Origin of the sequence: Pseudomonas sp. PAMC 26793 (assembly GCF_000313235.1) — a bacterium.
Classification (GTDB): Bacteria; Pseudomonadota; Gammaproteobacteria; order Pseudomonadales; family Pseudomonadaceae; genus Aquipseudomonas; species Aquipseudomonas yamanorum.
This window is the reverse complement of record NZ_AMXG01000032.1, coordinates 1-26,022: the sequence shown is the minus strand read 5'-3', so window position 1 is coordinate 26,022 and position 26,022 is coordinate 1. Positions and strand designations below refer to the sequence as shown.

At 60.1% G+C, this 26,022-nt stretch carries 20 protein-coding genes; 8 read left to right on the top strand and 12 right to left on the bottom strand.

What is annotated here, in order from left to right; all coding sequences use genetic code 11:
- The first annotated feature begins 219 nt into the window (after positions 1 to 219).
- From D109_RS0113770 to D109_RS0113755, 3 genes are all read left to right on the top strand, one after another.
- Positions 220 to 2,169 carry a hypothetical protein gene (locus D109_RS0113770; protein WP_026077950.1) on the top strand — a complete coding sequence of 650 codons (1,950 nt, stop codon included), beginning with the start codon at positions 220 to 222 and terminating at the stop codon, positions 2,167 to 2,169.
- A gap of 166 nt (positions 2,170 to 2,335) precedes the next feature.
- A complete protein-coding gene (locus tag D109_RS0113765) occupies positions 2,336 to 4,339 on the top strand; it encodes a hypothetical protein (protein WP_017477417.1) in 2,004 nt (667 codons plus the stop codon).
- Between the two features lie 244 nt (positions 4,340 to 4,583).
- The gene (locus D109_RS0113755) at positions 4,584 to 6,827 is read left to right on the top strand and encodes an autotransporter outer membrane beta-barrel domain-containing protein (protein ID WP_026077949.1); all 2,244 of its coding nucleotides are present in this window, start codon (positions 4,584 to 4,586) and stop codon (positions 6,825 to 6,827) included.
- A gap of 63 nt (positions 6,828 to 6,890) precedes the next feature.
- Here D109_RS0113755 and D109_RS0113750 read toward each other — a convergent pair whose 3' ends face one another.
- The 7 genes from D109_RS0113750 to D109_RS0113720 form a co-directional block, all read right to left on the bottom strand.
- The gene (locus D109_RS0113750; protein ID WP_017477414.1) at positions 6,891 to 7,331 is read right to left on the bottom strand and encodes a hypothetical protein; all 441 of its coding nucleotides are present in this window, start codon (positions 7,329 to 7,331) and stop codon (positions 6,891 to 6,893) included.
- 111 nt (positions 7,332 to 7,442) lie between these two features.
- Positions 7,443 to 8,243 (bottom strand): hypothetical protein, encoded by an 801-nt coding sequence (locus D109_RS0113745; protein ID WP_152416365.1) that lies wholly within the window; start codon positions 8,241 to 8,243, stop codon positions 7,443 to 7,445.
- A 129-nt stretch (positions 8,244 to 8,372) separates the two neighbouring features.
- Positions 8,373 to 8,978: a LysE family translocator gene (locus D109_RS0113740; protein ID WP_017477412.1), complete on the bottom strand. Its 606-nt coding sequence runs from the start codon at positions 8,976 to 8,978 to the stop codon at positions 8,373 to 8,375.
- Between the two features lie 54 nt (positions 8,979 to 9,032).
- On the bottom strand, positions 9,033 to 9,872 hold the full coding sequence (locus tag D109_RS0113735; protein WP_017477411.1) for an AraC family transcriptional regulator: 840 nt from the start codon (positions 9,870 to 9,872) through the stop codon (positions 9,033 to 9,035).
- Between the two features lie 76 nt (positions 9,873 to 9,948).
- Positions 9,949 to 10,590: a DUF1345 domain-containing protein gene (locus tag D109_RS0113730; RefSeq protein WP_017477410.1), complete on the bottom strand. Its 642-nt coding sequence runs from the start codon at positions 10,588 to 10,590 to the stop codon at positions 9,949 to 9,951.
- Between the two features lie 53 nt (positions 10,591 to 10,643).
- Positions 10,644 to 13,742 carry an efflux RND transporter permease subunit gene (locus D109_RS0113725; RefSeq protein ID WP_017477409.1) on the bottom strand — a complete coding sequence of 1,033 codons (3,099 nt, stop codon included), beginning with the start codon at positions 13,740 to 13,742 and terminating at the stop codon, positions 10,644 to 10,646.
- Positions 13,743 to 13,759: 17 nt separating this feature from the next.
- Positions 13,760 to 14,917 carry an efflux RND transporter periplasmic adaptor subunit gene (locus D109_RS0113720; protein WP_026077948.1) on the bottom strand — a complete coding sequence of 386 codons (1,158 nt, stop codon included), beginning with the start codon at positions 14,915 to 14,917 and terminating at the stop codon, positions 13,760 to 13,762.
- A gap of 305 nt (positions 14,918 to 15,222) precedes the next feature.
- On the opposite strand from D109_RS0113720, the gene D109_RS0113715 reads away from it, so the two are divergent.
- The 4 genes from D109_RS0113715 (at position 15,223) to nudC (ending at position 19,099) form a co-directional block, all read left to right on the top strand.
- Positions 15,223 to 15,924, top strand: a complete 702-nt coding sequence (locus tag D109_RS0113715) for a response regulator transcription factor (protein ID WP_003214048.1) — start codon at positions 15,223 to 15,225, stop codon at positions 15,922 to 15,924.
- Between the two features lie 3 nt (positions 15,925 to 15,927).
- Complete coding sequence (locus tag D109_RS0113710) at positions 15,928 to 17,223, top strand: ATP-binding protein (RefSeq protein ID WP_017477407.1); 1,296 nt, start codon at positions 15,928 to 15,930, stop codon at positions 17,221 to 17,223.
- A 223-nt stretch (positions 17,224 to 17,446) separates the two neighbouring features.
- Positions 17,447 to 18,259: a crotonase/enoyl-CoA hydratase family protein gene (locus D109_RS0113705; RefSeq protein WP_017477406.1), complete on the top strand. Its 813-nt coding sequence runs from the start codon at positions 17,447 to 17,449 to the stop codon at positions 18,257 to 18,259.
- Between the two features lie 6 nt (positions 18,260 to 18,265).
- Entirely contained in the window at positions 18,266 to 19,099 is an 834-nt protein-coding gene (gene nudC / locus D109_RS0113700; RefSeq protein WP_017477405.1) for an NAD(+) diphosphatase, read from the top strand.
- Here nudC and D109_RS0113695 read toward each other — a convergent pair.
- From D109_RS0113695 to D109_RS0113685, 3 genes are all read right to left on the bottom strand, one after another.
- Positions 19,067 to 19,846 carry a TSUP family transporter gene (locus D109_RS0113695; RefSeq protein ID WP_017477404.1) on the bottom strand — a complete coding sequence of 260 codons (780 nt, stop codon included), beginning with the start codon at positions 19,844 to 19,846 and terminating at the stop codon, positions 19,067 to 19,069. The two genes, nudC and D109_RS0113695, sit on opposite strands and share 33 nt — an antisense overlap.
- A 288-nt stretch (positions 19,847 to 20,134) precedes the next feature.
- Positions 20,135 to 20,851: a phosphatidylcholine synthase gene (gene pcsA, locus D109_RS0113690; protein WP_017477403.1), complete on the bottom strand. Its 717-nt coding sequence runs from the start codon at positions 20,849 to 20,851 to the stop codon at positions 20,135 to 20,137.
- A gap of 148 nt (positions 20,852 to 20,999) precedes the next feature.
- Positions 21,000 to 21,926, bottom strand: a complete 927-nt coding sequence (locus D109_RS0113685) for a class I SAM-dependent methyltransferase (RefSeq protein ID WP_017477402.1) — start codon at positions 21,924 to 21,926, stop codon at positions 21,000 to 21,002.
- 191 nt (positions 21,927 to 22,117) lie between these two features.
- Here D109_RS0113685 and mdeB point away from each other — a divergent pair, with 191 nt between their 5' ends.
- Positions 22,118 to 24,796 (top strand): alpha-ketoglutarate dehydrogenase, encoded by a 2,679-nt coding sequence (gene mdeB / locus D109_RS0113680; protein WP_017477401.1) that lies wholly within the window; start codon positions 22,118 to 22,120, stop codon positions 24,794 to 24,796.
- A 116-nt stretch (positions 24,797 to 24,912) separates the two neighbouring features.
- On the opposite strand, the gene D109_RS0113675 is transcribed toward mdeB, so the two are convergent.
- Together D109_RS0113675 and D109_RS0113670 are read right to left on the bottom strand one after the other, a co-directional pair.
- Positions 24,913 to 25,407, bottom strand: a complete 495-nt coding sequence (locus D109_RS0113675) for a DUF1289 domain-containing protein (RefSeq protein ID WP_017477400.1) — start codon at positions 25,405 to 25,407, stop codon at positions 24,913 to 24,915.
- Positions 25,408 to 25,587: 180 nt separating this feature from the next.
- Positions 25,588 to 26,022, bottom strand: a 435-nt coding sequence (locus D109_RS0113670) for a ribonucleotide-diphosphate reductase subunit beta (protein WP_017477399.1), incomplete at its 5' end; no start/stop codon positions are given.

Below are 26,022 nucleotides of genomic sequence, written 5' to 3'. Positions count from 1 at the left end.
TGGAGTTGAATGGCATTAAACATCGTCAAGGATGCCTGAAACCGGTTTCAGGAAACACCAACTCAGGAGATCCGTCAAGCCAATGCGGCGCCGACACCGGTGTCGAAACCGACGAGCGGCTATGCCTACCTGTTAGTTTTGACAGTACCCAAGCCTGGTATTTGGGCGCTTAATCCTTGCCAAGGGCACCTCCCATTGCATCGTCGGCAGGACATTTATATGAACACTTCCAACGCTCGTCGCAGACGTGTCTCCAGAAGCAATATTTTGTCACTTCCCGAGATCAAGGTGCCTATCCTCGATGATGCCGTGCCCCCCATCCTCGAGGGGTATATCCCGCGTGAGTACCTTGATTCGAATATTGAGGTGGTCATCGAGGAGCTGTGGCCTGACCCCGCGTCGGCGGAGAGGTTCGACGTCCTGGTTGTTCATTGGCGGCGTAGTGGAAGTGAGGGAGAGCCGCTCCTGCGCCGGCGGTTCGATGGCCCGATTGATCCAGCGATTTTTCCACTGCGTATTCCCGTCGACCGAAGGTACCTGGAGAATGACGGCACCGTGCTGCTGAGCTATGAGGTGCTTGAGCAGGGCACCTTGCCCACCCCTTCGCCAACGCGCGTGTTAGTGCTGGACCGTACCCCACCCAACAACAATATCACCCCCCAGGGGCCTGAATTTCCCGTCGATATCATCGATGAGAATTACCTGGCTGCGAACCCGACGGTGAACATGCAGGTACCTTTTTACACTGGCCGTCGCGCGTGGGACCGGGTCGAGTATTACCTTTCGATTGATACCCCACCCCCCGACCGGAATACGCCGGACGGTTTTTTCGACTTTGTTTCTGAAACTGAACCGTTGGTGTTCCCCGTACCAGGAGATCTGTTTCGGCTTTATCGAAACGGCCTTCAATTCATGCATATTGTGTTGCGGGACCGCTCCGGTAACGCGGGGCCGCGATCAAACCAGAAGACGGTTATTGTTGATCTGGATGCCGCGCCCTCCGACCTCCAGCCACTGGTTGTTCCGGCGATGGTGAACGGCTTGATTGATCGCCAGGATGCGCGCCTCGGCGTTGTGGGGAAGGTGCTGTACGACAATTGGCAGGAGGGTGACCATGTCACGGTTACGTGGGGCGATACGCCGTTATCGCCACAGCCGGTCACCCAGTTGCCTTTTGATGTCAGCATCCCTTGGGAAACCTTGATTGCCCAGGGGCCGGGGCCAGCGACCGGCGTTGCTACGTACACCATTACTCGCGCCGGTGGAACGCTCCCCACCCCTCCCAGCCCACCGACGGTGATCAGATGGAACTTCACGGTGGCGGGGCAAGACCACGGCAATGCTCCGCAATTGCTGAATCTCGACCTTCCTGCCGTGACGGTCTGGGGTGAAGGTTCCATGACAGAGAACCATATCGATATACGTGATCAGGATCAGCGCATTTACGCCAGTGTTCCGTTGTACCACCGGCCCCAGGATGGGGAAGAGTTGACGTTGTACTGGGGCAACTTTCCCAGTACCGCTGTACCGGTTGCACACTACACGGTGGATGTAAGTAAGGGCGATGTGGAAGGCAGTATTGTCGAGTTCAGTGATATTCCGTGGAGTGTGATTATGGGGGCAGGCAATGACGACAGAATGCCTGTTTATTACACGACTTCTAACGGCGTTAATGAACAATTGGCCAACTTCACCAACGTGACAGTGGCCGTGGTTCCAATATTGAGTCTTACGCAAGTGCGATTTCCCAGTGCAACTGCAGACGCCTGGATAAATTGTCAGGCCGTTCCTCCCATGTGGGACCACATCCCCTTGGAAGTTACGGCAAATACACAGCTCAGAGAAGGCGATGCGGTCCTCTTGAGTTGGCAGGGTTATGAGGTTTTTTTTACCGGGCCCATTGACGGGACTGAAGACTCTCTACTGCATTTCCTTTCGGCGGAAGAAGCAGAGAACGGTTATATATTTAAGCAAGATAACTATGAAGAAAAGATAAAACCCATACGGTCAGACAATCCGGCAAGCGTAGGGAGTTCGGCACTGGTGTCTTACGAAGTGTTCCGTGGTACCAGGATCATAGGCCGCGCACGAGAGCGGCAAGTCAAGATTGATCAGCGCTATTCCAGTGGGCGTTATTGCGGTCCTGACGAAGACGGGGAGCAGGACTAGCCTGGCGAGCGTGTGAGTCAGCCCAGTCATAAAGTTGAGCTTCGATAGTGGTCTCAAGTGTTTTAGAGGCGGGGCCAGCTATTCGGTTCAAGGCGAGCGATTTCTCGTTTCGTCTGTGACATTGAAGTGGTAACCGGCATTAATAATTCGCTTATGGAGAACGTAGATGACTATCTTTAGTAAAAAACAACAGGCCGCACTTGCCTCTAGAAAACTCAATCGAGAGTATGTCTCCAAGTATGGGGGCGGTATTTTTGAGTTTGAGGCGCCGGAGTTCGACTCGTTAAATGATCAAGGGCTCATTCCGGCAGCAGCCTCAAGAAGAAACTTGCCTGTTACGTTTGAAGCCCCGACACTTGACGAGGATGTGGGACCGGATGTAGTACATCGGCTGGAACTGGTGATGCGCGATAAAGGTGTGACAAATTGGGGACCGCCCCTATATACGATGCGCTATGGTGCACCCGGTGGAGTCAGTCCGGGCGACCTGATTCTCAGGAATATTCCTCCCTCCCGCCTGAATGAGGGACGGTACGAAATTGCCTATATCTTTTATGAAGACGATAACCCTTCGCTGTCAGATATCGCGCCATTGGAGGTTGATCTGACGGCACCCTACAAATTCAATCTCAACGACGACGAAGAGCACGATATCCACCCGTTTGCTCCGTTATTACCGGCAGACCTGGGCTCGGAAATCGACGAACAATATGTAGATGAGCATGATGAGGGACTGGTATGCACCTTCCCGAATTACGTGAACTATGGTCGAGCAGAAGGCGACACAATCACGGTCTATTTCTCTGAGTATTCCTCATCGCAGCTTGCCACACCGATCGACACGGTGCCGGTGGAAGATAGCCTTGAGTTTGTGATCCCCTGGGACCGGATCGAAGTGCTGGAAGCTGGCGCCTACTATTTGTTTTATATCCTGACCGACCTGGCCGGTAACAAAAGCAGGGAGTCTGTTCCCCGTCCCGTCCGGCTGAATTTGGTGGGGGTTCCTGCTCCTCTGCAGGCGAGGGTGCCGTTGGCGCTGTTGCCGGCCGATGGATTGATTGATCTGCAGGATGCTTATGAGCTTGGTGGCGTGACGGTGGAAATTCCTCTGTATGCCAATGTGCGAGAGGAGCTGGATGTGATTGACCTCACCTGGGGCGGCGAGAGCGCGGGGCGCTTTAATGTCAGGGATTACGTGCCGTTTCCTCTAAGGCTGCCGGTTGATACCGCTATCATCTTCGACGCGTATGGTGAAGGCCCGGGGGAAGTGGACACGGATATCGAGTATGTGGTTGATCGAAATGGCAACGAATATCCCGCGCCTAGTCTAACCATTAGGGTGGATCTTTCCGGCCCCGGCCCCGATCCGACGCCCGACCCGGAAAACTCTCGGCTCAACGTGGTGACCGTTTACGGTGGCGACCCCGATACGGAAAACCATTTGCTGCCGGAAGATTTCGGTAACGCCGCGACCGTCGAGATTGTGCTGTGGGAGGTTCCTCCGCCTGTACCCGGTATCACTATCACCGGTTATTGGGGCAGTTTTGCGCACCCCTTCGATCCAACCGAGCTGAATGGTGAAGAAGGTGGAGACACCGTTACCCTCACCGTGCCCTGGTCAATCATCAAGGCGGTTGGCAATGGCACGATCCCGGTGTTCTATACCTTGAGTTGGGACGTCAATGACAACCTTCAGCGGTCTCGTCCCCAGAATGTCGTGGTCGAGGCCAACGTAGTCGTCATGGAGGCGCCGACCTTCGTCAAGACAGCCACGGATTTGGCCTGTAGGGATCTGAATCCGTCTAACTTTTCCGCACGTGTCAGAGTACCGGGCAATACCACTTACTTCGAGGTGGACTCTGTCATCCGCCTGGAATGGCAGGTATACAGCGACAGGGGGCACACTACGCCATTGGGTGATCCTGTGTCGTTCTCCTCGCCGCCGTTGACACCGGATATGGTTTCAAATGGCTTCCTCCTGGTGATTCAGCCTTACATGAGCGTCATCAGGCCTGCTGGGCGCAACTCAGTCGGCATTCAATACTTTGCGACGGTTAATGGCGTTGAGGAGTCGTCTGAGATGGGCTTTACAACGACCCTGCTCGCAAACCGGAATACGCCACCGTTGTACTGCGAGGAACTGCCGGTTCTCGGGGAGGATGAAGCGTAATACGCGTTGTCCAAAGGGCGCTTCGGCGCCCTTTGGTTTTCACCTGTCACAAGCTTCCTTGCGTAGTTGCGTTACGCCATTCCCTCCACGGATACGCGTTTTTCCTTAGGGGGTTCGGATAATTCCTACATCCATCGTTAGCGCTCACCGGTAATTTTGCGGGCCGTAACTGGCCAGTTTCCACTGCATTCGAAACAGGCCGAACTTTTCTGTGATGGAACGCCTGTTGAACGAGTGAGTGATCATGAATACCCAGTCTATTTTTAAGTTAAATCCTTTGGCCGTCGTCGTTAAAGTCGCGTCGATTGCATCATTGTTGGTTCTCGCCCCGCACGCTCAGGCAAGGTTGATCGAAAATCGAACCGAGACCATCGACTTTCACGACGTGCTCGACAGCTATTCGTTGGAAAATGCCACGCTCAACGTGATAGAGGGGCGAACCGAGAGCGTCTATGCCGCCCGCTCCAACCTGAACCTGAGCGAGTCGAGTACTGTCCTCGGCACGGTCGTTGCGCAGGCAGGCTCGAACGTCAACATGGATTCCAGTCGCGTTGTAGCGCAGGGTGATTTCAACACGGGTATCACGTTGTACAGCAGTAATGCGCTGATTAACGGCAGCGTGATTTCCAGTGCCGACTACCATGGGTTGGTGGTCAATCGTTTCTCTGGCTCCACCGTGGGTTCCAACGCGACCGTCAATGACAGCGTGGTTTCCGGAGCTACCGGTGGCGCGGTGGTAGGAGCCCATAGCGTGCTGAACCTGGACCGCAGCATCCTGCAGGGTATAGACGCTGGCAGTTTCGGTTTGCAGTTGCAGAGCGCAGAGGCTCATGCCCGCCAAAGTGTCATCACGGGCGGCCTCAATGGTGTAGTGCTGGTGAATGAACCCCGTAGTGTGCTTGCCAATAGCTTGGTACTGGACAATACACGCGTGACCGGCGAAACCGGTGCGGCGATTGAGGTGAGAAGAGGGGCCAATGCAACGATTGAGGTGCTCAATGGCTCGACACTGTCCGGTGGCAACGGCAACCTTCTTGAGGTCAAGGGTGGGTCTTCGGCCACTGTTCGGGTTGATAGCAGCCAACTACTGGGCAACGTGATCGTTGAGTCGGGCAGTACCACACACCTTGACTTGCAGAACCGGGCTGCGTTGACCGGTCGCCTGGAAAATGTTTCGTCGTTGAGTGTCGGTAGCCAGTCGCTGTGGGACATGACCGGCAACAGCCAGGTCGGCGCCTTGAACCTGTCGGACGGGATGATCAGGTTTGGTGCGAGTGACGCCTTTTACCAGCTGGACCTGAGCAGCCTGTCCGGTAACGGCACGTTTGTAATGGGCACCGATTTTGCTCGGGGCTTGACCGACTTCCTCAACATCACGGGTTCCGCCAGCGGCAACCATCAGTTGTTGGTGGCCAGCAGCGGCGTCGAGCCGCTCAGTGCGAGTGAGGTGCGTATTGTGCATACCGGTGGCGGTGATGCGCAGTTTTCGTTGCTAGGCGGTGCGGTCGATGTGGGGGCGTGGTCCTATGGGCTCAAGCAAGACGGCAACGACTGGTTCCTCGACCCGTCATCGCGGGTCATCAGCCCTGGCACCCGCTCGGTGCTGGCGCTGTTCAATGCCGCGCCTACCGTGTGGTATGGCGAGCTGTCCTCTCTGCGTACCCGTATGGGTGAACTGCGCCACAACGGTGCCGAGTCCGGCGGATGGGTTCGCAGTTATGGCAACAAGTACGAGACGAAAGGCGGTGCCGGCAATGGCTACACGCAATCGCAACGCGGTTTTTCCCTCGGTGCGGATATGCCGGTGATGGACAGTCCATGGCTGTTGGGGGTCATGGCCGGTCATAGTGAATCAGATCTGGATGTTGGCCGTGGAACGTCGGGCACTATCAAAAGTTACTACGTCGGTGCCTACGCCACCTGGATGGATGAAGACAGTGGCTACTACTTTGACGGTGTGGCCAAGGTGAACCACTTGCGCAATGACTCCAAGGTGGGGTTGAGCGATGGCACGCAGGCCAAGGGTGACTACGCTACTAATGCCTTGGGTGTTTCGGCAGAGGTTGGGCGTAATATCAGGTTGGATGATGGGGTCTTCGTTGAACCGTTTGCCCAAGCGTCGGTGATGACTGCCAAGGGCAAGAGCTACAAACTGGATAATGGGATGCAGGCCAAGGGCGATCACACCCACTCGGTCCTGGGTAAATTGGGGGTGACTGTCGGCCGTGATTTTGTGCTCGATAGCGGTAGCGTTGTACAGCCTTACTTGCGCGGTGCGGTCGCTCATGAATTTGCCAAGAACAACAAGGTGTCGGTGAATAACCAGGCGTTCAATAACGATCTCTCGGGCAGCCGTGCGGAATTCGGTGCGGGGGTTGCGGTGTCCTTGTCCCAGAACCTGCAGTTGCATGCCGATTTCGAACATGCGAAAGGCAAGCGTATTGATCAGCCCTGGGGTGCCAACGTGGGCGTGCGTTACAGCTGGTAATCAACAATGCCCTGGATCAAGTGATAAAAAAATGCCCCGGTTTCCGGGACATTTTTTGTGGGGTCAAACATTGAACAGGATTTGCATACGCTGCTCCCGCCCAGCGACGTCAACGTAGTAGACGTCCAAGGCACCGCTGACATGGTTGGTTTGCTCGTCATGGATAAACTCGATTGTGCCGCGCTCGGCTGTATAAGCGGGAGGTGGCGCGTCATTGAGCTCCATATAAATAACCGAAAAACGCTCGTCGGGTTCGTCGGGCTTCAGGTGGTACCGGCCGGAGGGCAATGTCTTTGGATTCGCCAGATACTTGAAAACAACGATTCGCCGACGGTCACCAATGCCTAAATCCCGCTGAGTGGCCTCAACCCACCAATAACCGGATTTGAGTTCATGTTTGGGGGAATCGTCCTTGAACGCCTGAGTCGCGATCGTTCCCTGGAAGTAAACTTGGGCAGTGGATCGGCTGTTTTCACTTACCGCAGATGCAGTTGCAGTACTCATGGTTATAGTCTCCCGCTCTCGTCAATAAATGTCCCGTGAAGGCATCATTACCCACTTGGGACAAGCCTGTTAAATACGACGGTCTACGTTTGCCTCGTTTTGCACGCGCTTTCATTCCATTGCTTTTATCGAAATATTGTCGACGACCAGAAAAGTAATGCCCTGTATTTGCAGCGTCATGTCATGAGCCCCGGCGGGGATGGTGAATACGTAGGTGTATGTATCCCAGCCTCCCTCTCCGCGTAACTCGAGCTCAGGTACGTGAACGGGGGTTATATGAAACATTACAAGCCCATGGCCGCCGGTTGGCGTTTGCGCATCGATAGAGAAGACAAGCGCCTGCCCGGGAACGACCCTGATGTCCTGCTCGATATAAGCGCCCAGATTCAACTGACACTGTTGATCGTGGAAGGTCGCCAAATTGGGCGGCGGTGACGAAGTCCATTCATCGTTGTTGCGTGAGAAGTCCCCGTTACGGATCAACTCAATCGGTATGGTCGTGCCTTCTTCCTCCACCAGCCTGACGTTATCGAACCAGACGTCCCCCGACGTTCCTGTCAATTGCACGGTTGCGCTGACAGTGCCGGTGGGAGGCGTGAACGTTAATGACTGACGCAACCAGCCTTGATTGCCGGACATCGATATCGATTCATTGACCCCCGAAGGTTGAAAAACCACGGTTATCGAACCGGCACCTCTGTAAGTGATCAGCGTAAACAGGCTGAGGGTATAGGCCGTTGCGTCAACCACCCGCACCGTTTGCTCGGCCATTCCTTGAGTTCTGACGATGCAACTGCGTTGGGAAAAATCCACACTGCCGGGAAGTGTCGCGGTGGCTGTCCAATGGGTTCCATGGTCGATAAAGTTTCCATTCAGGATCAGGTTCTTATTTAACGGAACGGGTGGTGACATGGCGCGCTCCCGCAGGCCTTGATACCCGGCCTGGCCCGTGCTTTTTGACAAGTGGCTTTATTCAGCGCCATTAAGGCCTTGCTCACAACTGTCAGAATTCACAGGTTTGCTCGCCATTCGTCGCCTTTTCTACGCTCCCGCTAAAACGCTCAGCCAAGCTGAGCCGAACAACAGTAACGCCATGCCTTGGTTAAAACGCCCCATGGCCTTGGCCGAGCGAAACACCCGGCTTGACCCCACCCCCAGCAACGCCCACGCCCCCAGGCACGGCAACGAAATCAGGAAAAAGGCCAGCGACAGGTACAGCACGTGGCTCTGGCGTTCGTCGCCATTGCCGGCAAACACACTGACCACCGCCAAGGCCATCATCCAGGTCTTGGGATTGACCAGTTGCAGGCCGGCGGCGCCGACCAGGCCCAGGCGTTTTTGCGCGGTGTCCGGGTCGATGACTTCGGCCGGGGCGCGGAAGATCTGCCAGGCCAGGTAACTGAGCCAGGCAACGCCGACCCATAGCATCGCGGCCTGCACCCTGGGCAATTGCGCCAGCGACTGGCCCACGCCCGAGCCCACCAGCAACACAATTCCCGCCGCCCCCATGCAGGCACCCAGCACGATAGGCAGTGCAGCCTTGAGCCCATAACGCGCGCTGTTGCTCAGCACCAGGATATTGGTCGGGCCGGGGGTGATGGAGGCAACGAAGGCGAATAACAGAAAAGGCAGCAGGGTAGGGAACATGGTGGTGTGACTCCAATCAGCAAGGCAATGGAGTCGATCTTCACAAGCGGCCCGCTACCTGTCTGGAAGATTTGAGCAGCGCTTGCGGTACGCTGCCGGTGTCATGCCATAGGCCCGCACAAACCAGCGGCCTAAATGGCTTTGGTCGGCAAAGCCCAGGCTGCTGGCGACCTCGGCAGGTTGCTCGCCCTTGGCCAGCAAATGGCGGGCTCGGGCCAGGCGCAGCTGTACCAGATAGGCATGGGGCGGCAGGCCGAAGGCGCTCTTGAAGGCGCGGGTCAGGCGGAAGCGGTCTACGCCGGTTGCCAGGGCCAACTCATCCATACCGACGTCCTGATGCAGATGGGCATGCAAATATTCGCGGGCCTTGTGGGCCACCAGAGGCAGGCGCGGGTCCTGGTGATAGCGCTGGCGCCAGTGCAACTGGCCGGTCAGACGTTCCAGCAAGTGGTCGAGGGCGTGTTGGCGCACGATGCGCAGCTCGCCATCGTGCAGGCTTTGAAACGCCTGGCTGGTGGCAAGCGCCAGGCGAGGATCACTGGCAAGGGTGGTGGCAAACCCCAACTGACTGTTGGCCGGGGCTTCCTCGAACACCGCCGTCACTTCCCGCTGCAACCACTGCGGGTCGAGGTACAGCATGCGGTAGGTAAACCCGGCTTCGGTGGGGGCGTGGCCGTCATGGATTTCCCCTGGCTCCAGCAGAAACACCTTGCCCGGTGTGCTTTGGTGCCGGGTGCTGCGGCAATTGAATTGCTGCACGCCTTGCTCCGTGACGCCCACCAGGTAGCTGTCGTGCCAGTGCGGGTCGTACGCATGGCCCTCGAAATGCGCACGCAGGGTCTCGATGCCGGTGTTGGCGTCCTGGGACAGGTCGATCCAGTTGTGGGCGGTCATAAAGCACCGGTGGCAGGTAAACGTTGGCGCCAGTTAGCGCGCCCGGGCGGGCGCTCGTCTAGAAGTTTTGTGCAGCTCAACCAAACAGCCCGGCGGCAATATTGATCGAGAATCCCAGAATGGCCGTGTTGAACAGGAACCCGATCAGCGATTGCCCCAGCACCACCTTGCGCATGGTGCGCGTGGCAACCCCGACATCCGCCGTTTGCACCGCCACGCCGATGGTGAACGAGAAGTACAGGAAGTCCCAGTAATTGGGGGTGCGCAAATCTTCTGCAAAACGCAACGCCGGCTCCGGGCCGTCCCAGGTGTAATACAAGCGCGCGTAGTGCACGCTGAAAATCACCCCGATCAGCAACCATGAGCCCACCACCGTCAGGCCGGTAAAGCCGTAGTGCAACAGGCGTTGGCTATCGCTCAGGTCCTTGGTGCCCACCAGGTTCAAGGTGATGGTCGCCAGGCTGGCAATCGCCGCGATGCACACCATGAACAGCACCAGGCCGGCGTTCTCGTCCTCGATCTCGGCGATGCGTTTTACATCGTCGGCGCGGGAGTGGCTGGTCAGCCAGAGCATCAGCACCAGGTAGGTCCAGACGCCTGCGTTCCAGCCGATGAGGATTTTGCTGATGATCGTATCGGCCGGGGCCAGGAGACCCACCGCCAGGCCCAATACGGCGGCGGTGGACAGGCGAGGGTGGGTGCGGGCGAGGAAGGGCATGGGAACTCGATGGGCCAGGGTTTGCGTTACCTTAGCCCACCTGAGTCCTTTGTTCAGCTGTCTTTGTGGCGCTTTTTCACCAGTTTCATCACCACCACGAAGAACACCGGCACAAACACCACTGCCAGCGTCGCGGTAATCATCCCACCGATCACCCCGGTGCCGATGGCCTGCTGGCTTGCCGAGCTGGCACCGGTGGCAATCGCCAACGGCACCACGCCGAGGATGAACGCTAGGGAGGTCATGATGATCGGCCGCAGACGCAGGCGTGCAGCCTTGAGCGTGGCATCGATCAAGTCTTCACCCTGGTCATACAGGTCCTTGGCGAACTCGATGATCAGGATCGCGTTCTTTGCCGACAGGCCGATGATGGTAATCAGGCCGACCTTGAAGAACACATCGTTGGGCATCCCGCGCAAGCTCACGGCCAATACTGCGCCGAGCACGCCGAGAGGCACCACCAGCAACACCGAGGTCGGAATCGACCAGCTCTCATACAGCGCCGCCAGGCACAGGAACACGATCAGCAGCGACAAGCCGAGCAACAGCGGTGCCTGGGAGCCGGACAAACGCTCCTGCAACGACAGGCCAGTCCACTCCTGGCCCAGGCCGGCGGGCAGTTGGCTGACCAGCCGCTGGATCTCTTCCATCGCCTCGCCCGTACTGTGGCCCGGCGCCGATTCACCGGAAATCGCGATGGCCGGGTAACCGTTATAACGCGTCAACTGGGCAGGGCCCTGGATCCAGCGCGCTTCGACAAAGGCCGACAGCGGCACCATCTTCCCGGCGTTGTTGCGCACATGGATTTTCATCAGGTCCGCCACCTGGCTGCGCTGATCACCTTCGGCCTGCACCACCACCCGCTGCATGCGGCCCTGGTTGGGGAAGTCGTTGATATAGGCCGAACCGATGGCTGAGGACAGCACATTGCCGATATCGGCAAAGGAAATGCCCAGGGCGTTGGCTTGCTTGCGGTCAACTTCCAGCTGTACCTGAGGCGCCTCGGCCAGGGCGCTTTCACGCACGTTGGCCAGGATCGGGCTTTTCTCGGCGGCGGCCAGCAGTTCGGTACGGGCCTCCATCAAGGCGGCATGGCCCACGCCACCACGGTCTTGCAGGCGGAACTCGAAACCACTGGAGGTGCCCAGGCCATCTACCGGCGGTGGCAGGATCGCGTAGGCAATCGCGTCCTTCAGCTCGGTAAAGGCCGCGTTGGCACGGTCTGCAATGGCGGCGGCGGAATCCTTGCTGCTGCGTTCCGACCAGTCCTTGAGCGTGGTAAACGCCAGCGCCGCGTTCTGCCCCGAGCCGGAGAAGCTGAAGCCCATGATCATCGTGGTATCGCCCACGCCCGGCTCGCCGGCGTTATGCGCCTCGATCTGCTCAGCCACCTGCACCGTGCGGTTCTTGCTCGCACCCGGCGGCAGTTGGATGTCGGTGATGGTGTAGCCCTGGTCTTCCACCGGCAGGAACGAGGAGGGCAGGCGGCTGAACAACACCCCCAGGCCCACCACCAACACCAGATAGATCAGCAGGTAACGCCCGCTGCGCTTGAGGGCATAGGCCACCCAGCCTTCATAGCGGTCGGTGAACTGTTCGAAGCGACGGTTGAACCAGCCGAAAAAGCCGCCTTTCTCATGGTGCTCGCCCTTGGCAATCGGCTTGAGCAATGTCGCGCACAGGGCCGGGGTCAAGGTCAGGGCGAGGAATGCCGAAAACAGGATCGAAGTGGCCATCGACAACGAGAACTGCTGATAGATCACGCCCACCGAGCCCGGCATGAACGCCATCGGCAGGAACACTGCCACCAGCACCAGTGTGATGCCGACAATCGCCCCGGTAATCTGGCCCATTGCCTTGCGCGTAGCCTCTTTGGGCGACAGGCCCTCGGTGACCATGATCCGCTCGACGTTCTCCACCACCACAATCGCATCGTCCACCAAAATGCCGATGGCCAATACCATGCCGAACATGGTCAGCACGTTGATCGAGAAACCCAGCAACAGCATGGTGGCGAAAGTGCCCATCAAGGCGATCGGTACCACCAAGGTCGGGATCAGCGTGTAGCGGATGTTTTGCAGGAACAGGAACATCACCGCAAACACCAGCAGCATCGCCTCGCCCAGGGTGTACACCACCTTGGTGATGGAGACTTTCACGAACGGCGAAGTGTCGTATGGGATCTTGTACTCAACGTTGGCCGGGAAGTAGCGCGCCAGTTCGTCCATCTTCGCCCGTACCAGGGTCGCGGTGCTCAAGGCGTTGGCCCCCGGCGACAGCTGCACGCTGACGGCGGTGGACGGCTTGCCGTTCAGGCGGGTGGAGAACTGGTATTCCTGGCTGCCGATTTCCACCCGTGCCACGTCACCGACGCGCACGGTGGAACCGTCCGGATTGGCCTTGAGCACGATGTCGGCAAATTCAGCCGGGGTCGACAGCTGGCCTTTCACCAGGATCGACGCGGTGATTTCCTGGGTCTTGGTACCCGGCAAATCACCAATGCTGCCCGCCGATACCTGGGCGTTCTGCGCCGCGATGGCCGCGTTGACGTCCGCGGGGGTCAGGTTGAAACCGATCAGCTTCTGCGGGTCGATCCAGATTCGCATTGCGCGCTCGGCGCCGTACAGCTGGGCCTTGCCCACACCGTCCAGGCGCTTGAGTTCGTTCATCACGTTGCGCGCCAGGTAATCGCTGAGCGCCACGTCATCGAGCTTGCCGTCGCTGGAGGTGAGGGTGACCAGCAGCAGGAAGCCGGCGGAGACCTTCTCCACCTGCAAACCTTGCTGCGTCACCGCTTGCGGCAGGCGCGGCTCCACGGCCTTGAGACGGTTCTGCACATCGACCTGGGCCATTTCCGGGTCGGTGCCCGGCTGGAAGGTCGCGGTGATGGTGGCCGAACCGAGGCTGCTCTGGGATTCGAAATACAGCAGGTGATCGGCGCCGTTAAGCTCCTGCTCGATCAGGCTGACCACGCTTTCGTCCAGGGTCTGCGCGGAGGCGCCCGGGTACACGGCGTAGATCTCGACTTTCGGCGGGGCGACGTTGGGGTACTGCGCCACCGGCAACTGCGGGATGGCGAGGGCGCCGGCCAGCAGGATAAACAGGGCGACCACCCAGGCGAAGATCGGGCGGTCAATAAAGAACTGCGGCATTGTGAACGGTTCCTTTCTTACTGGCCGGATGCCTGGGCGATGGGCGCGGGGCTGTCGTCAACCTGGACTTTCTCGCCAGGGCGGGCGTGTTGCAGGCCTTCGACGACGATACGGTCACCGGCCTTGAGGCCGCTGTTGACCACCCAGCGGTCATTGACCACCGAACCCAGTTCCAACGGTTGCTGGCTCACGGTTTGCTCGGCGTCCAGCAGCAACACCATCGGGATCCCGGCGCTGTCGCGGGTGATCGCCCGCTGCGGCACGCTGATGCCTTGCTGATCGACGGCTTGCTCCAGGCGTACGCGGATAAAGCTGCCGGGCAGCAGGTCGAGGTCCGGGTTGGGGAATTCGCTGCGCAAGATGATCTGCCCGGTGCCCGGGTCGACGCTGATCTCGGCGAACAGCAACTTGCCCGGCAGCGGGTACAGGCTGCCGTCATCCTGGATCAGCGTGGCCTTGGCCTGGTCCTGGCCGACTTGCTTCAAGTGCCCGGCGCGAAAGGCCCGGCGCAGGTCGTTCAGCTCGCGGGTGGATTGGGTCAGGTCGGCGTGGATCGGGTCCAGTTGCTGGATCAGCGCCATCGGCGTGGCCTCGTTCTGGCCCACCAGGGCGCCTTCGGTCACCAGCGCGCGGCCGATGCGCCCGGAAATCGGCGCGGTGACGGTGGCATAGCCCAGGTTCAACTTGGCGCGTTGCACGGCGGCCTGGTTGGCGGCCACATCCGCCGCGGTTTGCCGGGCGGCGGCGCGGGCATTGTCGTATTCCTGGCCGCTGATGGCGTTGCCTTCCACCAGTTGGCTGTAGCGCTGCTCTTGCAGGCGCGCCTGGAACGCATTGGCCTCGGCCTTGCGCAGGCTGGCCTGGGCGCTGTCGAGGTCGGCCTTGAACGGCGCCGGGTCAATCCGGAACAGCACATCGCCCTGTTTCACGTCGTGACCTTCCTTGAACACCTGTTGCAACACCACGCCGGCCACCCGGGCGCGCACTTCGGCGATGCGTGGCGCGGCAATGCGCCCGCTCAGCTCGCTGGTGATGGACAGGGGCTTGGCTTCAAGGGTTTCGATCCGCACCTTGGCCAGCGGTGCCTCGGCGGCTTCGTCCGCCGACTTGCCACACGCGCTCAGCGCCAGTGTCAGGGCCAACAGGCAAAACGGCGCAAACAGATTCTTCGACATGCTCATATCCCAATATTGACTGGCGCATCCTACGGTCGCCCCCGCCACAGTGCTGTGAAGCTCTGTAGGTGGTGTGTGAAGAAATGTAAGGTGCGGCCCACAGATGCACGCGGGCGTATATCCTTCATAACCGCCGAACCTTACACGATCTTCCTGACACCGAAGATCAAATGTGGGAGCGGGCTTGCTCGCGAACGCGGTGTGTCAGCCGCCGTATGCGTTAACTGAAACACCGCTTTCGCGAGCAAGCCCGCTCCCACATTGGATTTGCGTACTACTCAGAAATTGTATTATTTGGAAATACCATGCCCAACATTCTTCTGGTGGAAGACGACGCCGCGCTCTCCGAATTAATCGCCAGTTATCTGGAACGCAACGGCTATCACGTCAGTGTGCTCAGCCGTGGCGACCATGTGCGTGAGCGCGCACGGCTCAATCCACCGGACCTGGTGATCCTCGACCTGATGCTGCCGGGCCTCGACGGCCTGCAAGTCTGCCGGTTGCTGCGGGCCGACTCGGCCACGCTGCCGATCCTGATGCTCACCGCCCGGGACGACAGCCACGACCAAGTGCTCGGCTTGGAAATGGGCGCCGACGACTACGTCACCAAACCCTGCGAGCCCCGGGTATTGCTGGCCCGTGTACGGACCCTGCTGCGCCGCAGCAGCCTCACCGAACCCCAGGTGGCCAACGACCAGATCCTGATGGGCAATCTGTGCATCGACCTGTCGGAACGCACCGTGACCTGGCGTGACCAGCCGGTTGAGCTGTCCAGCGGTGAATACAACCTGCTGGTGGTACTGGCCCGGCACGCCGGCGAAGTGCTCAGCCGCGACCAGATCCTGCAACGCTTGCGAGGCATCGAATTCAACGGCACCGACCGCTCGGTGGACGTGGCGATCTCCAAGCTGCGACGCAAGTTCGACGACCACGCAGGCGAGGCGCGCAAGATCAAGACCGTGTGGGGCAAGGGCTACCTGTTCAGCCGTTCCGAGTGGGAATGCTGAGCCATGTTTCGCGTCCTGATTCGGCTGTACCTGATCACCATCGTCACCTTCGCCGCCGCGATCTACCTGGTTCCGCGGGCGGTGATCCAGCTGTTTGAACACCGTTACATGAGCTACAACATCGAGCAGTCCCGGGGGATGCAAAGCCTGATCGTCAAGGAATACCAACGGGTGCCGGTGGAGCAGTGGGCCAATGTCACCGTGCGCCTGTCGGCGGATTTTGCCCCGCTCAAGGTGCAACTGCTGCGCATCCAGGACGCCAGCTACACCCCGGAAGAACAGCGCCTGCTGGAAAAGGACCAGATGGTGGTGCGCCTGGGGGAGTGGGGCTGGGCGGACGACGTCAGTTCACCCCTGGACGACCAACTGGTGGTCAAGGTCTCGGTCCCGCCGGACCCGCTGGACATGAACCTGTTGTACTGGAGCATGAACGTGCTGATCGGCGCGGCGCTGCTGGCGTGCCTGTTGTTCTGGCTACGGCCCCACTGGCGCGACCTTGAACGCCTGAAAAGTACTGCTGCGCAACTGGGTCAGGGCGACCTTGCGGCGCGCACAAAAATCCCCCCCAGCTCCAACATCGGCAGCCTGGCGGCGGTGTTCGACACCATGGCTAACGACATCGAACAGTTGCTCAATCAACAGCGTGACTTGCTCAATGCGGTCTCCCATGAACTGCGTACGCCACTGACCCGCCTGGACTTCGGCCTGGCCCTGGCGCTGTCCGACGACCTCCCTGCGGCCAGCCGCGAACGCCTGCAAGGGCTGGTGGCGCACATTCGTGAGCTGGACGAGCTGGTGCTGGAGCTGCTGTCTTACAGCCGCCTGCAAAACCCGGCGCAAACACCCGAGCAGGTGGAAGTGGTGCTGGATGAGTTCATCGACAGCATCCTGGGCAGCGTCGACGACGAGCTGGAAAACCCCGATATCGTGATGGATGTGGTGCTGGATTGCGCGGTGGAGCGCTTCACCCTGGACCCGCGCCTGACCGCCCGGGCCCTGCAAAACCTGCTGCGCAACGCCATGCGCTATTGCGAGCGGCGGATTCAGGTGGGCGTGAAGGTGTGCCCCAAGGGCTGTGAGATCTGGGTGGACGATGACGGCATTGGTATTCCGGTGGATCAGCGGGAGCGGATCTTCGAACCGTTCTACCGGCTGGACCGCAGCCGTGACCGCGCCACTGGAGGGTTTGGGCTGGGCTTGGCCATCAGCCGGCGGGCGCTGGAGGCCCAGGGCGGAACCCTTACGGCCGAAGCCTCGCCGTTGGGCGGCGCACGGTTCCGCCTCTGGCTACCGAGCTGAAGAACACCACAAAACCATTGTGGGAGCTGGCTTGCCTGCGATAGCGGTGGGTCAGCTTGCATCTTTGTTGACTGATACACCGCCATCGCAGGCAAGCCAGCTCCCACATGTGATCTTCATCGTTCTTCAGTCCCGCTTTTGGCGTTTGCACAGCCTTACCCCCTCACGCGGTGCCTTGTTATAGTTCGGCCCTTATTCCAGCCGCCAGTCAAGGATCACTGCCATGTCCGAATACCAAGCCTTTGTCGTCGAACTCAGCGGCAACGTCGCCCATGTGCAGCTCAACCGCCCGGAAAAGATCAACGCGATGAACGCAGCGTTCTGGACCGAGATCATCGACATCTTCCAATGGGTCGAAGACACCGACGCCGTGCGTGCGGTGGTCATCAGCGGTGCCGGCAAGCATTTCTCCTCCGGTATCGACCTGATGATGCTGGCCTCGGTGGCCAACGAATTCGGCAAGGACGTAGGCCGTAACGCACGTCTGTTGCGACGCAAGATCCTCGAACTGCAAGCTTCCTTCAACGCTGTCGACACCTGCCGCAAGCCGGTACTCGCCGCGATCCACGGCTACTGCATCGGTGGCGCCATCGACCTGATCAGCGCCTGTGACATGCGCTATGCCGCCGAAGACGCGCAATTCTCCATCAAGGAAATCGATATCGGCATGGCCGCCGACGTCGGCACCCTGCAACGCCTGCCGCGCATCGTCGGCGATGGCATGCTGCGCGAGCTGGCCTACACCGGCCGCCCGTTCGGTGCCGAAGAGGCCCGCAGCATCGGCCTGGTGAATCGCGTGTACAGCGATCACCAGAGCCTGCTGGCCGGCGTGATGGACATCGCCCGGGAAATTGCCGCCAAATCCCCGATCGCGGTCACCGGCACCAAGGCGATGATCAGCTACATGCGTGACCACACGATCAATGACGGCCTGGAATACGTTGCCACCTGGAACTCAGCTATGTTGCAATCCAACGACCTGCGCGTGGCCATCGCGGCCCATATGAGCAAGCAGAAACCCGACTTCGTGGATTGACTGAACATGACCCCAGGCTGGATTACCACAACGCTGCTGGACAACGACGCCCCGGGCGGCTGGGCCGTAGCCCGCAGCCGTGAAGGCTTTTTACACGACCAGAACGGCCCGCTGTTTCCCCGGGAATGGCTCAAGCGCCAGGACCTCTCGGTGTTCGCCGAGCACGGCATCGGCCATCTGGACGGCGAGCCGGTGTACCTGCTGGAGCTCAATAGCCCAACCGATGTACCGGGTTGCGGCTGGCAGGGCCTGCGGGCGTTCATGCTGCAAGGCGACCACACGCTGTACAAAGTCCTCGGTTACGCCGCACAAATCGGCACCTGGGCCCGCGAACACCGGTTTTGCGGCAGTTGCGGCCAGGCGATGGTGCAGGTGCCACGGGAGCGGGCGATGTTCTGCCAGGCCTGTGACCTGCGCAGCTACCCGCGTATCTCGCCGAGCATGATCGTGCTGGTGACCCGTGGCGACGAGATCCTGCTGGCCCGTTCGCCGCGCTTTGTCACGGGCGTCTACAGCACCCTGGCGGGGTTTGCCGAGCCAGGTGAGTCAGCCGAGGACTGCCTGATTCGCGAAGTGCGTGAAGAAGTGCAGGTGGAGGTCAAGAACATCCAGTACATGGGCAGCCAGTGCTGGCCGTTTCCGCACTCGATGATGCTGGGCTTTCACGCCGAGTACGCCGGCGGCGACATCGTGCCCCAGGCCGACGAGATCGAAGACGCGCAGTGGTTCAACATCCATGAGCTGCCGCCGTTGCCGGCGTCACGCTCGATTGCGCGCTACCTGATCGACCTCTACCTGGCCCGTCGCTTAGGCCACGCTGAACCAGTGTTGCCAGGCTAGGCGCACCGTCAGGCCGAGCACCACGGTGATGAACACCGGGCGAATGAACTTGGCGCCGCCGCTGATGGCGCTGCGTGCGCCAAAGAACGCGCCGCACATCACCGAAACGCCCATGCACAGGCCGACAATCCAGTCCACCGAGCCATTGAAAATGAACACCGTCAGCGCCGCCGCGTTGCTGACGAAGTTCATGCTGCGCGCCACGCCGCTGGCCTTTACCAGGTCGATGGGGTGCAACAGCATGGTGCTCACCGTCCAGAACGCCCCGGTGCCGGGGCCGGCCACGCCATCGTAGAAACCCAGGCCGAAGCCCTGGGTGGATTGCCATTTTTTCTTGATCGGCGCGTCGTTATCCAGCGCCGCTTTGGGCGTGCCGCCGAACAGCAAATACAAACCGCAGCCGAACACAATCACCGGGAGCATCTTGTTCAGGGTTTCGGCGGGCAGGTAATGGGCGACGACGGCGCCGGTGAGTGCGCCGATCAGCGTGCCGACGATGGCATGCACCCACTGTCGCGGATGAAACAGCTTGCGCCGGTAGAAGTTAAAGCTGGCGGTAGCCGAGCCGAAGGTGGAGCTGAGTTTGTTGGTGCCCAGCACCAGGTGCGGCGGCATGCCGGCAGTCAGCAGGGCAGGCGTGGTGAGCAGGCCGCCACCGCCGGCGATGGCGTCGATGAAACCGGCGATAAAGGCAACCCCGGCGAGGATCGCCAGGGTGGTGAGGTCAACGCTGAGTTCGAAGGGCATGGGCAAGACTTAGTCGGCAAGGCGCAGCAAGGGCTGCGCGAAAGGCCGGTATCTTACCGATTAGCGTGGGGGCCTGCGACTATGATCGTTCCCACGCTCTGCGTGGGAATGCCGCCTTGGACGCTCCGCGTCCTGCTGCCGCAAGGGTGACGCAGAGCGTCGCGGGATGCATTCCCAATGTGGGAGCGGGCTTGCTCGCGAATGCGGTGAATCAGCCACTCTATCCGGTGACTGACACTGCGCATTCGCGAGCAAGCCCGCTCCCACATTTCAACCGTGCCCGCTTGGCTATTTATGTGTTTCGACCCACTCCAGTGCGGTCCGCCAGAAGCAGATCCCCAGGAAGTACGCCGACATCAGCAACCACAGGCCCAGGGTCAGGCGATTGGTGTACGGGAAGTCGATCACCAGCAGCAGGCTGCACAGCAACCAGATGGTGGTCACGGCGATATTGAGCGGCATGAAGCGCTTGACCCGGAACGGGTGCAGGAACTTCATTGGGGTCACGGTCAACAGCGCCAGCACGATCACCGTCAGCAAGGTGATCCAGGCTGCTGGCTGGATGATGTAGACGCACAGCGCGACCACGTTCCAGGCCGCAGGGAAGCCCTGGAAGTAGTTGTCCTTGCTCTTCATGTTGACGTTGCAGAAGCAGAACAGCGACGACACCAGAATCACCGACACCGTAAACAACGGGGTGAAGTCCGGCAGGGCGATATAGCGATAGATAAACAGCGCCGGAATAAACACGTACGTCAGGTAATCAATCACCAGGTCCAATACCGAGCCGTCGAAGCTTGGCAGCACCGTTTGCACGTTCACCCGTCGCGCGAGGGAGCCGTCCACTCCATCCACGATCAAGGCCAGGCCCAGCCACAGCAGGCAAGCCTTGGGCTGGTTGTCGAGCAGTGCCAGGGTGGCCAGGAAAGCCAGTACTACGCCGGTCGCGGTAAAACCGTGGGCGCCCCAGGCCTTGAGACGGGCTACATGCAGGGTCGATATCACAGGGGCGTTCTCCAAAAGGTGAAACAGGGCAGCCGACGGGGTAACACCGTCGAATCTGGCCAGAGTGTGCAGGTATCGACCGGGAAGGGTGGGATAAGGTTCACCACCCGGCGTAGGTTAAGCGTAGCAAGCGTGGGACGTTTCGGCATCAGCCTTGGCGAAACACCAGCGCTTTTAATCCGCTCTGCGGGTCGATATCGGGAAATTCCGGCGGGTTTTCCAGCCGCTGCTCAAAGCGCAGGCCCGGCGCTTCGCGGGTTACGCCGTCGATCAGGAAGTCTTCGCCGAACGCCGGGTCGTTCATGCACGCCAGCACTGTGCCCTGGGCCGTGAGCAAGTCCGGCAGGCGACGCAGCACCCGCTGGTAGTCCTTGGTCAGCAGGAAGCTGCCTTTCTGGAACGAGGGCGGATCGATGATCACCAGGTCGTACGGGCCGCTGTGGGTGACCTTGGCCCAGGACTTGAACAGGTCGTGGCCGAGGAAGGTCACCTTGCTCAGGTCATGGCCGTTCAAGCGGTGATTATCGCGACCACGGCTCAGTGCGCCACGGGCCATGTCCAGGTTCACCACATGCTCGGCGCCGCCTTCGATGGCCGCCACGGAAAACCCGCAAGTGTAGGCAAACAGGTTCAGCACCCGCAGGCCCTGCGCCTGTTTACGCACCCAGTTGCGGCCATAACGCATGTCGAGGAACAGCCCGCTGTTCTGCTTTTTGCCCAGGTCTATCAGGTAGCGCAGGCCGCCTTCGGTGATGGTCAGTTCGTCGACCACCTCGCCAAACAGCCATTCGGTGGTGCTTTGCGGCAGGTAACGGTGTTGCAGCGCCACGGTATGGGCGCCGAACGACGGCCAGTCGATCTGCACCAGCCTCTGCTTCAACGCTTCAAGCTCCGCGGCTTCTGGCTCCTTGAACAGCGAGACCAGCACTACACCTTGCAGCCAGTCCACCGTGAGTTGTTCCAGGCCCGGCCAGCAGCGGCCACGCCCGTGGAACAGGCGCCGGGTTTCGGCGGGGACGGTTTGCAGTGCGTTCAGCAAATGGGTGTGCAGGGTGGCGAGTGCGTCTGGGTTCATCGGGCAACGTCGGTCATTGAGCGGGCGGCATTTTAAACACAATTGCGGGGTTTTCGGGGCTTCAAGCACAACGTGCTTTGAATTGGTCGATTGGCAGTGATTTGTGCTCAAAAGGCTGCGAGAGGCTGCGTATAACAGTCAAAAAATCCCTTGGCACCGACATAAACTGGAAAAAAAGCCCGGAGGTGCCCATGAACGGTTTCGCGAACGCAGTGAGTCAGACAGCGATGGACCAGGAAGAACTGGCCGAATGGCGCGATGCCCTGGCCTCCCTGGTGGCCAACGCCGGGCCGGCGCGGGCGCGGGAGATCCTCGACATGCTGGCGGAGGCCGGCGGCGCGCCGCACATCGCCTGGAAACCCCGGCACGGCACGCCCTATATCAACAGCATCGCCGTGGAGCAGCAACCGCCGTTCCCCGGCGACCTGGCCACCGAAGAGCGCCTGGCCTCGGTGGTGCGCTGGAACGCGCTGGCCATGGTGGTACGCGCCAACCAGGCCTATGGCGAGCTGGGCGGGCATATCGCCAGCTACGCCAGTGCGGCGGATTTGTTTGAGGTAGGCTTCAACCACTTTTTCCGTGCCCGCAACGACAGTTTCGGCGGTGACCTGGTGTTCTACCAGCCGCACTCCGCCCCGGGCATCTATGCCCGCGCCTTCCTTGAAGGGCGCCTGAGCGAAACCGACCTGGCCCACTATCGCCAGGAAATCGGCGCCGGCAAGGCGGGCGCCCGTGGCCTGTCCAGCTATCCCCATCCGTGGTTGATGCCGGACTTCTGGCAATTTCCCACCGGCTCCATGGGCATTGGTCCCATCAGTTCGATTTTCCAGGCGCGGTTTATGCGCTACTTGCAGCATCGCGGTTTGCAGGACACCACCGACCGCCACGTATGGGGTGTATTTGGCGATGGCGAGATGGACGAGCCGGAAAGCATGTCAGCCCTGACCCTGGCCGCCCGTGAAGGCCTGGATAACCTGACCTGGGTGGTCAACTGCAACCTGCAACGCCTGGACGGCCCGGTGCGGGGCAACGGGCGAATTATCGACGAGCTGGAAGCCTTGTTCGCCGGTGCCGGCTGGAACGTGATCAAGCTGGTCTGGGGCTCGGACTGGGATGCCTTGCTGGCCAAAGACACCGACGGCTCGCTGGTGCGCACCTTGTCGCAGACCGTGGACGGGCAGTTCCAGACCTTCGCCGCCAAGGACGGCGCCTACAACCGCCAACACTTCTTCGGTCAAAGCGAGGCGCTGTCCAAACTGGTCGAGGGCATGAGCGACGAGCAGATCGACCGCCTCAAGCGTGGCGGCCATGACATGGTCAAGATCCACGCCGCCTATCACGCCGCACGCCGGGTCACTGGCAAGCCGACGGTAATCCTGGCCCAGACCAAAAAGGGCTTCGGCATGGGCGAGGCCGGGCAGGGCAAGATGACCACTCACCAGCAGAAGAAGCTCGACCGCGAGGCCTTGATCGCCTTCCGCAACCGCTTTCAGTTGCCGCTGACGGATGAGCAGACCGAGTCCCTGAGCTTCTACAAGCCGGCCGAAGACAGCCTCGAAATGCGCTACCTGCACCAGCGCCGTGCCACCCTCGGCGGGTATGTGCCGAGCCGTGGCCAGCAGGCGCCTGCGGTGAGCGTTCCGCCAGTGTCGGGCTACGGCGCGTTTGCCACCCAGGCGGACGGCAAGGAAATGTCCACCACCATGGCCTTTGTGCGCATGCTCACCAACTTGCTCAAGGACAAGGCCCTCGGCCCGCGCATTGTGCCCATCGTCGCCGATGAGGCGCGCACCTTCGGCATGGCCAACCTGTTCAAGCAGATCGGCATCTATTCCAGTGTCGGCCAGCGCTACGAGCCGGAAGACATTGGCTCGATCCTCAGCTACCGCGAGGCCACCGACGGGCAGATCCTTGAAGAAGGCATCAGCGAAGCCAGCGCCATCAGCTCCTGGGTAGCGGCGGCCACCAGCTATTCGGTGCATGGCCTGCGGATGCTGCCGTTTTACATCTACTACTCGATGTTCGGTTTCCAGCGCGTCGGCGACCTGATCTGGGCCGCCGCCGACCAGCGTGCCCGTGGCTTCCTGCTGGGCGCCACCGCCGGGCGCACCACCCTGGGCGGCGAAGGCTTGCAGCACCAGGATGGCAGCAGCCACCTGACCGCTGCCACCGTGCCCAATTGCCGGGCCTACGACCCGGCGTTTGCCGGTGAATTTGCGGTGATCCTCGACCACGGCATGCGCCAGATGCTGGAGCACGATGTGGACGAGTTCTACTACGTGACCCTGATGAACGAAAACTACCCGCAGCCGAGCCTGCCGGAAGGTGTCGAAGCGGCAATCATCAAAGGCATGTACCGGCTTAGCGGGCAGCCCGATGGCAAGGTTCGCTTGCTCGGCTCGGGCACGCTGGTGCGTGAAGCCCAGGCAGCGGCGCAATTGCTGGCGGACGATTGGCAGATTGAAGCTGAAGTCTTCAGTGTCACCAGCTTCAGCGAACTGGCCCGAGACGCCCGGGAAGTGGAACGCTGGAATCGCCTGCATCCGCAACAGCCGGTGCGGCACAGCCATCTGGCGGCCTGTTTGCCAAAGGGCGCGCCGGTGGTGGCGGTGTCTGACTATGTAAGGGCGGTGCCGCAGATGATTGGGTCGTACGTGGATTCGGCGTACACCGTGCTGGGGACGGATGGTTTTGGTCGCAGCGATACCCGGGCGGCATTGCGGGATTTCTTTGAGGTGGACCGGCATCACATTGTGCTGGCGGCACTGACAGCGTTGGTGGAGCAGGGGAGTCTGGAGCGGGGAGTGTGTCAGCAGGCGATCGAGCGGTACGCGTTGCAGACGGAGCGGGATGCGTCCTGGGAGTGCTGACACAACAAGAACCGTGGCGAGGGAGCTTGCTCCCGCTGGGCTGCGAAGCGGCCCCAAAAGATGGGCCTGCTGCGCAGTCCAACGGGAGCAAGCTCCCTCGCCACATGAGTCGGTGTTTATCCCAAAGTACTGGCGATCAACGGCGCCCCAAAAGACTCCCGCAGAAACCCCGGCGCGATATACCGCTCGTAATGCGCCTCGGACAACAGAAAAAACTCCCGATCAATCGCATCCCGCAAATCCGCCAGACTTCGCTCGCGAAACTCCGGCAACAGCGCCAACCCATACGCATCCAGCTTCGAAATCACCCGCGCGCCCCGGGCAATCAACTGGTACGCCCAGCAATACGGCGACTGGTGGGGCACAAACCGGATCTTGCGGTCTTCCAGTTGCTGGCGCAGACGCTGCGGGTCCAGCACCTGCAGCTTGCTGGTCATCACTTGCACCAGCAGTTGTTCCAGGCGCAGCCACACCGCTTGTTTCTCCTCGGCGTTGTAGCCATTCCACTGAATCACCTCATGGTGATAACGCTTGCAGCCCCGGCATACCAGGTCTCCGTAAACGGTGGAACACAGACCGACGCAGGGTGTCTTGATGGTTTGATTGGGCATAAAAATTAATGTGCAACGTCTTGTAGAACACAGCGGACCCAATGTGGGGGCGGCGGTGCGACGATTCGACTTGCTCGCGAATGCGGTGAAACAGTCAATGCTTCCGGCGACTGACACTCTGCATTCGCGAGCAAGTCGAATCGTCGCACCGCCGCCCCCACATTTGATTTTCGTCGTTAATCAGTCCCAGCTCAGCGCGCCGCCGGTCTGGTACTCGATCACGCGGGTCTCAAAGAAATTCTTCTCTTTCTTCAAGTCCATGATCTCGCTCATCCACGGGAACGGGTTGGTCGTCCCTGGATACTCTTCCTTCAACCCAATCTGCGACAGACGACGGTTGGCGATGAACTTGAGGTAATCCTCCATCATCACCGCATTCATGCCCAACACGCCGCGTGGCATGGTGTCGCGCGCGTATTCGATTTCCAGCTGAGTCCCTTGCAGGATCATCTGGGTTGCTTCTTCCTTCATCTCGGCATCCCACAGGTGCGGGTTTTCGATTTTGATCTGGTTGATCACATCGATACCGAAGTTCAGGTGCATCGACTCATCCCGCAGGATGTACTGGAACTGCTCGGCCACGCCGGTCATTTTGTTGCGACGGCCCATGGACAG

Excerpts from the sequence above, each read along its gene's own strand:
- D109_RS0113770 (WP_026077950.1), top strand. The coding sequence starts at position 220 with ATGAACACTTCCAACGCTCGTCGCAGACGTGTCTCCAGAAGCAATATT.
- D109_RS0113765 (WP_017477417.1), top strand. The coding sequence starts at position 2,336 with ATGACTATCTTTAGTAAAAAACAACAGGCCGCACTTGCCTCTAGAAAA.
- D109_RS0113755 (WP_026077949.1), top strand. The coding sequence starts at position 4,584 with ATGAATACCCAGTCTATTTTTAAGTTAAATCCTTTGGCCGTCGTCGTT.
- D109_RS0113750 (WP_017477414.1), bottom strand. The coding sequence starts at position 7,331 with ATGAGTACTGCAACTGCATCTGCGGTAAGTGAAAACAGCCGATCCACT.
- D109_RS0113745 (WP_152416365.1), bottom strand. The coding sequence starts at position 8,243 with ATGTCACCACCCGTTCCGTTAAATAAGAACCTGATCCTGAATGGAAAC.
- D109_RS0113740 (WP_017477412.1), bottom strand. The coding sequence starts at position 8,978 with ATGTTCCCTACCCTGCTGCCTTTTCTGTTATTCGCCTTCGTTGCCTCC.
- D109_RS0113735 (WP_017477411.1), bottom strand. The coding sequence starts at position 9,872 with ATGACCGCCCACAACTGGATCGACCTGTCCCAGGACGCCAACACCGGC.
- D109_RS0113730 (WP_017477410.1), bottom strand. The coding sequence starts at position 10,590 with ATGCCCTTCCTCGCCCGCACCCACCCTCGCCTGTCCACCGCCGCCGTA.
- D109_RS0113725 (WP_017477409.1), bottom strand. The coding sequence starts at position 13,742 with ATGCCGCAGTTCTTTATTGACCGCCCGATCTTCGCCTGGGTGGTCGCC.
- D109_RS0113720 (WP_026077948.1), bottom strand. The coding sequence starts at position 14,917 with ATGTCGAAGAATCTGTTTGCGCCGTTTTGCCTGTTGGCCCTGACACTG.
- D109_RS0113715 (WP_003214048.1), top strand. The coding sequence starts at position 15,223 with ATGCCCAACATTCTTCTGGTGGAAGACGACGCCGCGCTCTCCGAATTA.
- D109_RS0113710 (WP_017477407.1), top strand. The coding sequence starts at position 15,928 with ATGTTTCGCGTCCTGATTCGGCTGTACCTGATCACCATCGTCACCTTC.
- D109_RS0113705 (WP_017477406.1), top strand. The coding sequence starts at position 17,447 with ATGTCCGAATACCAAGCCTTTGTCGTCGAACTCAGCGGCAACGTCGCC.
- nudC (WP_017477405.1), top strand. The coding sequence starts at position 18,266 with ATGACCCCAGGCTGGATTACCACAACGCTGCTGGACAACGACGCCCCG.
- D109_RS0113695 (WP_017477404.1), bottom strand. The coding sequence starts at position 19,846 with ATGCCCTTCGAACTCAGCGTTGACCTCACCACCCTGGCGATCCTCGCC.
- D109_RS0113685 (WP_017477402.1), bottom strand. The coding sequence starts at position 21,926 with ATGAACCCAGACGCACTCGCCACCCTGCACACCCATTTGCTGAACGCA.
- mdeB (WP_017477401.1), top strand. The coding sequence starts at position 22,118 with ATGAACGGTTTCGCGAACGCAGTGAGTCAGACAGCGATGGACCAGGAA.
- D109_RS0113675 (WP_017477400.1), bottom strand. The coding sequence starts at position 25,407 with ATGCCCAATCAAACCATCAAGACACCCTGCGTCGGTCTGTGTTCCACC.